General features: G+C 73.2%; 7 protein-coding genes. 5 read left to right on the top strand and 2 right to left on the bottom strand.

Going from position 1 to position 10,874, the window contains the following annotated elements; genetic code table 11:
* Positions 1-704: 704 nt before the first annotated feature.
* Positions 705-2,387, bottom strand: a complete 1,683-nt coding sequence (locus tag G472_RS0123120; protein ID WP_035693508.1) for a methyl-accepting chemotaxis protein — start codon at positions 2,385-2,387, stop codon at positions 705-707.
* A 335-nt stretch (positions 2,388-2,722) separates the two neighbouring features.
* Complete coding sequence (gene mntR, locus G472_RS0123115; protein WP_245593562.1) at positions 2,723-3,157, bottom strand: manganese-binding transcriptional regulator MntR; 435 nt, start codon at positions 3,155-3,157, stop codon at positions 2,723-2,725.
* Between the two features lie 210 nt (positions 3,158-3,367).
* Between mntR and G472_RS0123110 the strand changes: the two genes are divergently transcribed.
* From G472_RS0123110 to G472_RS0123090, 5 genes are all read left to right on the top strand, one after another.
* Positions 3,368-4,354 (top strand): metal ABC transporter solute-binding protein, Zn/Mn family, encoded by a 987-nt coding sequence (locus G472_RS0123110; RefSeq protein ID WP_029010269.1) that lies wholly within the window; start codon positions 3,368-3,370, stop codon positions 4,352-4,354.
* Positions 4,355-4,366: 12 nt separating this feature from the next.
* Positions 4,367-5,203, top strand: a complete 837-nt coding sequence (locus tag G472_RS0123105; protein WP_084536864.1) for a metal ABC transporter ATP-binding protein — start codon at positions 4,367-4,369, stop codon at positions 5,201-5,203.
* On the top strand, positions 5,200-6,543 hold the full coding sequence (locus tag G472_RS0123100) for a metal ABC transporter permease (protein ID WP_029010267.1): 1,344 nt from the start codon (positions 5,200-5,202) through the stop codon (positions 6,541-6,543). The genes G472_RS0123105 and G472_RS0123100 overlap by 4 nt, the downstream gene beginning before the upstream one ends.
* A 20-nt stretch (positions 6,544-6,563) precedes the next feature.
* On the top strand, positions 6,564-7,499 hold the full coding sequence (locus tag G472_RS0123095) for a metal ABC transporter permease (RefSeq protein WP_029010266.1): 936 nt from the start codon (positions 6,564-6,566) through the stop codon (positions 7,497-7,499).
* Positions 7,500-7,584: 85 nt separating this feature from the next.
* On the top strand, positions 7,585-10,863 hold the full coding sequence (locus G472_RS0123090) for a hypothetical protein (RefSeq protein WP_156927228.1): 3,279 nt from the start codon (positions 7,585-7,587) through the stop codon (positions 10,861-10,863).
* Positions 10,864-10,874 lie beyond the last annotated feature (11 nt).

Raw genomic sequence — 10,874 nt, 5'->3', positions numbered from 1 at the left:
ATCGTCGAGCGGACGAAGGAGCACCTCGTCGCGTCCATCGAGATCGCCTTCGTCTCAATCCTTGCTCGGCGTCTGAAGCGGCTCACTGCCCAGGATCTCAGCGCATAACATCTACGAACAGCCTCTGAAGCCTTCAGGCGGGAACCGTATGACTGCTACGAACAGCTCTTCAACGCCAGGGACAGCAGGCGTTCCGAGACAATGAACGCGTCATCGAATTCGAAGTACACCGTGCCGTCGCGCACGGCCAGACGCCCGACCGGCTCCTCATCGTCCGCGTCCCGGGGGCAGCGACACCCTCAGGAGGGTAGCACGCCTCACCGCAGCTCACCCTTCGTCCGCCGGCCGCGCCGGCGCTGCGGCCGCGACACCACCTCGTCCGGGTGCGGAACTCCGGCTCCGGAAAGAGGCCGGCGACGTGCTCGACCGAGTCGAGCACGAACGCCAGGCGGACGAGGGCGTCGAAGGCGATCCTGCCGGTGGACTCGAAGCGGCGCAGCGACGACAGCCCGATGCCGCTCCGCTCCGCCGCCTCCGCCCGGGTCTGGCCAGGGGCCAGCCTGCGCGCCCGCGCCCTGTCCGCCACGGCGCGCGCCACGTCCCCGGGGCCCATCAGGCTAAACGTCAACATAATGACGGTTACACGTTCAATACGACGATAACCGCCATCAGATGAGCGATTATCGGTTGCCGCAAGCGCCGGGTCAGGCGGCGCGGATGTCGGCCAGGAAGCGCTCCACGTCGCGGCGCAGCGTCTCGGCCTGCTGCGACAGCTCGTTGGAGGCGCCCAGCACCTGTGTGGCCGCCGTGCCGGTGCGCGTCGCCGCGTCGCTGACCTGCACCACGTTGCCGCTCACCTCCTCGGTCCCCCGGGCCGCCTGCTGCACGTTGCGGGTGATCTCGCCGGTGGTGGCGTTCTGCTCCTCGATGGCCGCGGCGATGGTCGAGGCGATCTCGTTGATGGAACCGATGGTGGCGCCGATCCCCTCGATCGCCGCCACCGTGCCCTGCGTGGCGGTCTGCACCGCCGCGATCTGAGCGGCGATGTCCTCGGTGGCCTTGCCGGTCTGGTTGGCCAGCGCCTTGACCTCGCTGGCCACCACGGCGAAGCCCTTGCCCGCCTCGCCGGCCCGCGCCGCCTCGATGGTGGCGTTGAGCGCCAGCAGGTTGGTCTGGCTCGCGATGTCCTGGATCAGCCGCACCACGTCGCCGATCCGCTGGGCCGCGTCCGCCAGGCTGCGCACCGACTCCGTGGTGTGCTCCGCCTCCCGGCTCGCCTTCGATGCGATCTCGGTGGAGCGGGCGACCTGCCGCCCGATCTCCTGAATGGACGCGGACATCTCCTCGGTCGCCGACGCCACGGTCTGGACGTTGGCCGAGGTCTGCTCGGCCGCCGCCGCGGACGCCGACGCCTGCCGGTTCGTCTGTTCCGCCAGTGCGGCCATGCTCTCGGCCGTGTGGCTGAGTTCGGTGGACGCCGACGCCACGGCGCCCAGCACGCCCGACGCGGACCGGTCGAACGCGCCGATCAGGCGCTCCATGGCGGCGGTGCGCTTCTCCCTGGCCACGCGCTCGGCCGCCTGCTCGGCTTCCAGCCGGACCCGTTCGGCGGCGTTGTCCTTGAAGACCTGCAACGCCCTGGCCATGCCGCCGATCTCGTCGCGGCGGTCCTGCCCCTCCACGGCGATGTCGAGCCGGCCACCGGCCAGCGCATCCATGGAGACGGTCAACCGCTCCACCGGGCCGGAAACGGTGCGGCGGGTCAGCACGATGGCGATGGCGAAGCAGGCGGTCAGTCCGACGGCCGCGGCGACGAGCATCCAGGTGATGGCCGCCAGGGTGTCCGCCGTCGCCCCCTCCGACGCCGCCTGTACCCGGGCATCCACCTCCTCGATCAGCCCGCGGAACCGGGTGCGCACCTCCATGTACAGAGGGTCGAAGCGGTCCGTAATGATCTTGTGGGCGGCGTCATCGTTGTTGCGGATCGCCTCCGCCCTGACCTCGCCTGCGACGGCGAACAGCCCCTCGATCCGCGACCGCAGGGCTTCCACCTCCGGCCGCACCGACGGCAGGGCGGCCACCACCGTGTCCAGCCGTTCCAGAATGCCGCGGGCATCGTTCTCGAACTCGGTCACCGCCGCGCGGATCGCCGCCTCGTCGTTCTCCAGCACCATGACGTTGACGTCGCGGGCCCCGGCGTTGAGCAGAGAGTTGGCCCGTGCCAGCCACGTCGAAGCCGTGGCCGGCCCGTCGAGGGCCTCCGAGTAGCTCCGGTCGATGCCGCGCATCTTGACCAGCGCCGTTCCGGTCAACGCCGCGGAGAGCAGGGCCATCAGCCCGATCACCGCCAGCACCTTGTTGACGATCCTCACATCCCGGAAGTTCATAGCCACCCCTCTGCACCGCACACACTGGGCATACCCACGTATGCAGACATAAGGATGCCGATACCATTAATGCAGCGTTAAAAGTATAGCCGATGAAAAAGCATCAACTGTACGTGCAGCTATGCGCCAATGTCATGGGCACATCGGAAAAAAAGAAAAATCTAAAGCGTCAATATTCCGTGAATCGACCGAATTTATCGGCTTTCCCGTGACCTTCCGTCTCTTTTTGACAGAATCAGCGTCATACGGCATTTTGTATCAGATTCGCATACGTGCAAATTGCGCGGGGCGGGTCCGATCGTTTCAGGCAACCACCGCCCGGTGCGCCACCGCTCCTACGCGTCCGCCGCGCGCTCCAGGAAGCGTTCGAACACCTCCAGCGTCTCGGCGCTGACGTGGTGCTCGATGCCCTCCGCGTCGAGGCGGGCGGTTTCCGGGCTGACGCCGACGGCGCACAGGAAGGCTTCGACGATGCGGTGACGGGTGCGGCTGCGCTCGGCGACGGCGCGGCCCTCCTCGGTCAGGAAGACGCCGCGGTAAGGGCGTTGCGTGATGAAGCCGTCCTTCGACAGGCGGCGCAGCATCTTGGCCACCGTGGGCTGGGCCACGCCGAGGCGCGCGGCGATGTCCACCTGCCGGGCCTCGCCGTGGTCGTCGATCAGGTCGGCGATGAGTTCCAGGTAGTCCTCCACCAGTTCCAGCCGGCGGGCGCTGCGCGCCTGGCGGAAGCTCTCCGCCCGGACCTCGTCGTCGGCCTCGGTCTCGTTCACCCGCACCCCTCCCCTGCCCGCCGATCCCATGGAAAGACCGTACAGCGGTAGCGCACTTCGGTTTCATAGCCAAGGCAATAATCTTTGCACCGCTGGCCCCGATGTTTCCGCGGTGCAGAATCCGCCACACAGTGCAGCCCATGCGCTTGAATTTAGCCATGGCTATTCCATGTGGTTCAGGCGGGATGAACGGCCAGGGGAGAACGAGCGATGGCAACGGGACGCCGACGGCTTCTGGGGGCGCTGGGCGCGCTGGCGCTGCTGCCCGTCGCCGGCCGGCTGGTGATGCCGGGCCCGGCGACCGCCGCGGAACCGCTGCGGGTGGTGGCCACCACGGGCATGATCGCCGACCTGGTCCGCGCCGTCGCCGGGGAGCGGGCGGAGGTGGTGCAGCTCATGGGGGCGGGGGTCGACCCGCACCTCTACCGGGCCACGCGCACCGATATGGCGGCGATGCTGCGGGCCGACGTGATCTTCTACAACGGGCTGCTGTTGGAGGGTCGCATGACCGACGCCTTCGTGCGCGTCGCCACCTCCGGCAAGCCCGTCCACGCGGTGACCGAACTGATCGGCGAGGAGCGTCTTCTGGAACCCGACGGTGCCGACGGCCACTACGACCCCCACGTCTGGATGGACCCCACCGCCTGGGCCGGCGCGCTGACGGTGGTGCGCGACGCGCTGGTCGCGCGCGACCCCGCCGGGGAACCGGCGTACCGCGCCGGCGCCGACGGCTATCACGCCGACCTGGACCGCCTGCACGCCTATTCCAAAGACGTGCTGGACAGCGTGCCGCCGCAGCGGCGGGTGCTGGTCACCGCCCACGACGCCTTCGGCTATTTCGGCCGCGCCTACGGCTTCGAGGTGGTCGGCATCCAGGGCCTGTCCACCGAGTCCGAGGCGGGGTTGCAGGCCGTCGAGAGCATCGTCGGCCTGCTGGTGGAGCGCCGCATCCCCGCAGTGTTCGTGGAATCCACCATCCCCGACCGGTCCGTGCGGGCGCTGGTCGCCGGCGCGGCGGCACGCGGCCACACGGTGGCGGTCGGCGGCGAGCTGTATTCCGACGCCATGGGTCCCCCCGGCACCTACGAGGGCACCTACGTCGGCATGATCGACCACAACGTCACAACCATCGCCCGCGCCCTGGGCGGCGATGCGCCGGAACGCGGGCTGGACGGCCGGCTCGCGCAGGCGCAATAAGGGGGTTCTCCCATGCGGCTCTCCTCCATCCTTCCCTACGCCTCGGCCGAGGCCGCGTCGCTGGCCGGCCGGCCGGAGCACAGCGCGGACAGCCCGCTGTCGGTGCACAGCCTGACGGTGGCCTACAACCGCAAGCCGGTGCTGTGGGATGTGGAGTACGACCTGCCGGCCGGGGCCCTGACCGCCATCGTCGGCCCCAACGGCGCCGGCAAGTCCACCTTCATCAAGGCGGTGCTGGGGCTGGTGCCCGCCGCCTCGGGCGCGGTGGAGTTCTGGGGACGGCCGCTGGCGCGGGTGCGGCGACGGGTCGGCTACGTGCCCCAGCGGGGCAGCGTGGACTGGGACTTCCCCGTGTCGGCCCTGGACGTGGTGGCCATGGGGCGCTACGGCCGCATCGGCTGGCTGCGCCGGGTCGGTGCGGCCGACCGTGCGGCGGCGCGCGCCTGCCTCGACAAGGTGGGCATGGCGGACTTCGCCGACCGCCAGATCAGCCAGCTCTCCGGCGGCCAGCAGCAGCGCGTCTTCCTGGCCCGCGCGCTGGCGCAGGAGGCCGACCTCTACTTCATGGACGAGCCGTTCGCCGGTGTCGACGCCGCCACCGAAACCGCCATCGTCGACGTGCTGCGCACGCTGCGCGACGGCGGGCGCAGCGTGGTGGTGGTCCACCACGACCTGCAAACGGTCACCGACTATTTCGACCATGTGCTGCTGCTGAACGGCCGGGTGGTGGCCGCCGGGCCGGCCGCCGCCACGGTCACCGCCGCCAACCTGCAACGCACCTACGGCGGCCGGCTGGCCCTGCTGGACGACGCGGCGGCGGCGCTGGCCCGCGCGGAGGCCGGGCGATGAGCGGCACCGTCTGGCCAACCGCGGCGCAGGTGCTGGACGTCCTCACCCTGCGCGCCGGCTACAACACGGCGGTGGTGATGATCGGGGTGGCGCTGCTGGGGCTGGCGGCCGGGGTGGTCGGCAGCTTCACCGTGCTGCGCAAGCGCGCGATGATGAGTGACACCCTGAGCCACGCCACCCTGCCGGGCATCGGCCTGGCCTTCCTGGCGGCGACGGCCCTGGGCGGCGAGGGCCGCAGCCTGCCGGTGCTGCTGACCGGCGCCACCGCGGCGGGGGTGGCCGGGGTGCTGGTGGTCCACCTGATCGTGCGCCATTCCCGCCTGCCCGAGGACGCCGCCATGGGCGCCGTGCTCAGCGTCTTCTTCGGCCTGGGCGCCGTGATCCTCTCGTACGTCCAGACGCTGGGCACCGGGGCGGAGGGTGGCATCGCCACCTTCATCTACGGCCGGGCCGCCGCCATGAGCGCCGGCGACGCCCTGCTGATCGCCGCCGTCGCCACCGGTGCGGTGCTGGCCACCGCCCTGCTGTACAAGGAATTCCGGGCGGTCTGCTTCGATCCCGGCTTCGCCGCCGCTCAGGGCTGGCCGGTCGGGCTGATCGACCTGGCCATGATGACCCTGGTGGTGGTGGTCACGGTGGTGGGGTTGCAGGCGGTGGGGCTGATCCTGGTGATCGCCCTGATCATCGTGCCGGCGGCGGCGGCGCGCTTCTGGACCGACCGGCTGGGCACCATGGTGGTTATCGCCGCCGGCTTCGGCATGGCCAGCGGCTATGTCGGCACCGCCCTGTCGGCCCTGCTGCCGCGCTTTCCCGCCGGCGGCATCATCGTGCTGGTGGCGGGGGCGCTGTTCCTGGTCAGCCTGTTCCTCGCCCCGCGGCGCGGCGTCGCCGCCGCGGCGTGGCGCCACCTGCGCCTGCGGGTGAGCGTGGAGGGCCAGCACCTGCTGCGCGCCCTGTTCGAGGCGGCGGAGGCGGCCCAGCGCCCGACCGGGGCGCCGGCGGACCTTGCCGATCTGCGCATCGCCCGCTCCTGGCCGCCGCTGCGCCGGGCGCTGGTGCTGGCCGATCTGCGCCGCCGCGGCCTGCTGCGCCGCGACGCCGCCGCCGTCGCCCTGACGCCGGCGGGGCAGGAGGAGGCGTGGCGGCTGACCCGCAACCACCGCCTGTGGGAGGAGTATCTGGTGAACTTCGCCCACCTCGCCCCCACCCATGTGGACCGCTCCGCCGACCTGGTGGAGCATGTGCTTGATGGCGCCCTGGTGGCGGAGCTGGAGGCCCGGCTGGCCACCATCGGCCGGCTGCCCCGCCTGCGCGGCGTGCCGCGCAGCCTGCACGCCTGACCGGACGGAGGGTGCCGCCCATGCAGACCTTCCTTCAGCTCGACCTGCCCGCCATGCTGGCGGCCCTGTTCGCCACCATGGCCTGCGCCCTGCTCGGCAACTTCCTGGTGCTGCGGCGGCAGAGCCTGATGGGCGACGCCATCTCCCACGCGGTGCTGCCGGGGATCGTCGGCGCCTTCCTGCTGGCGGGCACCCGGGCGGCCGGGCCGCTGTTCGCCGGCGCCATCGCCGCCGCCCTGGTGGCGGTGGTGCTGATCGAGCTGGTGCGCCGCTACGGCCGGCTGGAGTCGGGCACCGCCATGGGCGTGGTCTTCTCCGTCATGTTCGCCGCCGGCGTCGTGATGATGGAGCAGGCGGCCGCGCAGAACGTCGACCTCGACGCCGACTGCATCCTCTACGGCCAGTTGGAGGGCATCCTGTGGCTGGCGGCGGCCGGGCCGGAGTCGCTGCTCGACCCCGCCGCACTGGCGGCGCTGCCCCGCGAGGTGGTGGTGCTGGCCGGCGTGCTGGCGGTCACCGCCCTGGCCGTCTTCGCCTTCCGCAAGGAGCTGACGCTCGCCTCCTTCGACCCGGAGCTGGCGACGACACTGGGCTTCCCGGCGGGCATGATCAACCTGGGGCTGATGGTGCTGGTGGGTGCGGTGGCGGTGGCGGCGTTCGAGGCGGTGGGCTCCATCCTGGTGATCGCCATGTTCATCTGCCCGGCGGCGGCGGCGCGCATGCTGACCGACCGGCTGGGGGTGCAGATCGCGCTCAGCCTCGCCTTCGCCGCCGTCGCCGCACTCGGCGGCTACGCCCTGGCCGCCTTCGCCCCGCTGTGGCTGGGCGTCGACCGGGCGCTGGCGGCCAGCGGCATGATCGCCGTGGTCAGCGGCGTGCTGATGGCGCTGGCCATCCTGCTGGGCCCGGTGCACGGCGTGCTGGGTCGGCGGATGGCGGGCCGGCGGGTGGCGTAACCCCCGAAGAAACCACTTCTTCACCACCGCGCGATCATCCTGCACCGCTTTCACCTGTTGGGTGCCGGGCGTGGCGGGACGCGGGATGCGATGGGCGGCGGGGGGCTTGGTCCTGGCGGCGGCGGCGGCCGGCGGGGCGGGCTGGCTCGTCGACGCGCGGGCGGCGCGCTGGGACCTGGCGGAGATGACGGAGCCGGGCAGCGCCGGGCGCGCGTGGGTGGTGGTGCCGGTGATGCGGGTCGCCCGCCTGCCCGACGAGCCCGTCCCCGCCGCACCCCCGCACCGGCGCGCCGACGAGGAGGAGGCGCTGCGCCGCTTCCTGGACCGGGCGCGGCGCGTCTACGGGGCGCCGGAGACGGTACCGGCGGTCCCCGCACCGGCCCCCGCCGCATCCCCCGCCCCCGCCCCTGCCGCCGCAAACCCGCCGCCCGCTCCGGCGGACCACGATGGCGGCATCCCCGACGGGGAGGTGCTGCTGCTGGCCCTGCGGCTTCAGGGGATGGTGCTGGCCGACGGGGTGGCGGGCATCAAGCGGGGCGACGACGTGCTGCTGGCGCTGGGGGAGTTCGCGGCGGCCGTCGATTTCCCCATCGACGTGGACGGCCGGGCCGGCACCGCCGCGGGCTGGTTCGTGCGCGAGGACCGGCCGTTCCGCCTCGACCTCGCGGCGGAGGAGGCGGTGGCGGGCGGGCGCCGCTTCCTGGTGCCGCGGGACGCCGTGGTGCGCGACGACGTGGACGTGTTCGTGCCGACCCGGATGCTGCGCACCTGGTTCGGCATCGCCTTCACCCCCGATCTGCGCGACCTGGCCGTGACCCTCGACCCGGCCGAGCCGCTGCCGGTGCAGGAGCGCCTGGCCCGCCAGCAGCGCCTGTCGCGCACCGACCTCGCGCGCGCCGCCGGGCCGCCGCTGCCGCGCCACGCCGCCGGGTACGAGCCGCTGACCTGGCCCGCCATCGACGCCACGGCGGGGCCGCGCTGGTCGCGCGATGCGGACGGCGTGGCGCGCACCGGCGTGCGTTACGGCGTCGTCGGCACCGGCGACCTGCTGTACGGCAACGCCTCCGTCCACGCCGCCGGCGACACCAGCGTGCGCGACGGGGCGTGGCTGGACACGGCGCGGGTGACGCTGCGCCGCTTCGATCCCGACGGCCGCCTGCCCGCCGGCGCCACCCTGATGGAGGCGGGCGAGGTGCCGACGGCGACGCTGCCGGTGATCGGCGGCGGCCGCTACGAGCGCGGGGCGCGCATCACCAACCGGCCGCTGGGCTTCACCGCCACCTACGACACCACCGATTTCGTCGGCGACGCGCCGGCCGACTGGGACGCCGAGCTGTACCGCAACGGCACCCTCATCGCCTCCCGCCGGGTCGGCCCCGACGGGCGCTACCGCTTCGAGAACGTGGACGTCTTCCTCGGCCGCAACGACTTCCGCATCGTCCTGCTGGGGCCGCAGGGGCAGCGGCGGGAGGAGGTGCGCTCCATCCCCATCGGCCTGGGCCTGGCGGCGCCGGGCCAACTGATCTACGACGTGACGCTCAGCCAGAAGGACCAGCCCTTCTACGACCGCCGGCTGGTGGAGACGCCGACGACCGGCACGCTGCGCGCCGCCGCCGGCCTGTCCTACGGCGTGTCGGAGAACCTGTCGCTGAACGCCGGCATCACCACCGTCGATCCCGGCCGGGGCCGCGTCACCTACGCCGTCGGCGGCGTCGCGGCGCAGGCGTACGGCGTGCTGGGCGCCTTCAACGGGGTGGTCGACGGCAGCGGCGGCTGGGCGCTGGACGGCACGGTGCAGACCGACCTGCTGGGCCACGCCGTGCGCGTGACCCAGCGCGTCCTGGGGGATCTGGCCGACCACACCGGCGGCTCCGGCCGGCAGTACCGCATCGGCCTGTCGCTCCACCGCGACCTGCTGCTGGACGGGTCGGTGCGCCTCGGCTACGCGCTCAGCGGCGACCGGCTGTGGGGGCCGGGAGCGACGCCCGCCACCGCGCTGGGGGCGCGGCTGGGGATCGGGGCCGGCGTCAGCGCCCTGTCGGTCAGCGGCCTGGTGGAGCGGCGCGAGACCGCCGCCGGCGACGAGACGCGGGTCAGCGGGACGGCCACCGCCTACAGCGGCCTGGGCGGGGTGCGCGTCATCGCGCGCGCCGGCCTGGACGGCCACATCGGCGTCGGCGGCCGCGGCGCCGCCGACGGCCGCGACCCGCCGCGCCTGACCGCCGCCGAGATCGCCGTGAGCGCCCCCCTGGCGTCCGGGGTGTGGGGGGAGGTCAGCGCCGCCCGCTACGCCCGCACCGACACCAACACCGCCGGGGCGCGGTTGAGCTGGGACCTCGGCCGCGCCGCCATCGGGCCGCGCGTGCTGGTGGGCAGCGACGGTCGGGTCGAAGCGCTGGTGGAGCTGACCACCGCCATCCGGCGCGAGCCGCGCTACGGCGGGATGATGTTCGCCAGCTCCTCCCTGCCGGACAGCGGCGGGGTGTCGGTGCGCGTGTTCGAGGACCTGCCCGGCGGCGCCCCCGGCGGGCGCCCGGTCGAGGGCGCCATGGTCATGGCCCGCCAGACCGGCGCCATCGCCACCACCGACGCCCGCGGCGTGGCGGTGCTGGGGGGCCTGCCGTCCCATGTGCCCACCGACGTGCTGATCGACCCCGGCAGCCTGGGCGATCCCTATCTGCAGCCGGCCACCCGCGGCTGGTCGGTGGTGCCGCGGCCGGGCGTGCTGCACCCCGTGGACATCCCCGTGATCATGGCGGGCGAGGTGGAGGGCCGCATCCTCGCCGCCGACGCCGGCGGCATCGCCCAGCCCCTGCGCGGCGTGCCGGTCCGCCTGGTCGCCGCCGACGGCACGGTGGCGGCCACCGAGCGCACCGCCTTCGACGGCGTCTACGTCTTCACCGCCGTGCCCGTCGGCAGCTACACGGTGGAGCTGGACGCCGACGCCGCGGCGCGCCGGGGCGTCACCGCCGCCTATCGCCGCACCGTCACCATCGGGCCGGAGGGCGGGCTGGTGGCGCTGGACGACGCCACGCTAGGCGGGCCGCCCGTGGCGGTGGCGGCGGTTCCGGCAGCCGCCACCGCTCCCGGTCCCGCCGTCACGGCCGCCGGCAAGCCCACGGTGGTGGTCGGCAGCTACGCCTCGCGCCTGGGCGCGGTCATCGACCTGATGCACGCGCAGCGCACCCGCCCCGGCGCCTTCCACCGCGTCGCCGCGACGGCGCCGCGGGTCACCCCCGATCCCGCCACCGGCCGCTTCGCCGTGGTGATGGAGGTCGACGGCGACGCCGCGGCGGCCCGGGAAGCCTGCGACCTGCTGCGCCGCGACGACCGCCCCTGCCGGGTGCAGGAACCGGCGGCCTGACGTCCCTCCGG

The organism is Azospirillum halopraeferens DSM 3675 (assembly GCF_000429625.1).
GTDB classification, from domain to species: domain Bacteria; phylum Pseudomonadota; class Alphaproteobacteria; order Azospirillales; family Azospirillaceae; genus Azospirillum; species Azospirillum halopraeferens.
This window is presented reverse-complemented; position numbering and strand designations above follow the sequence as displayed.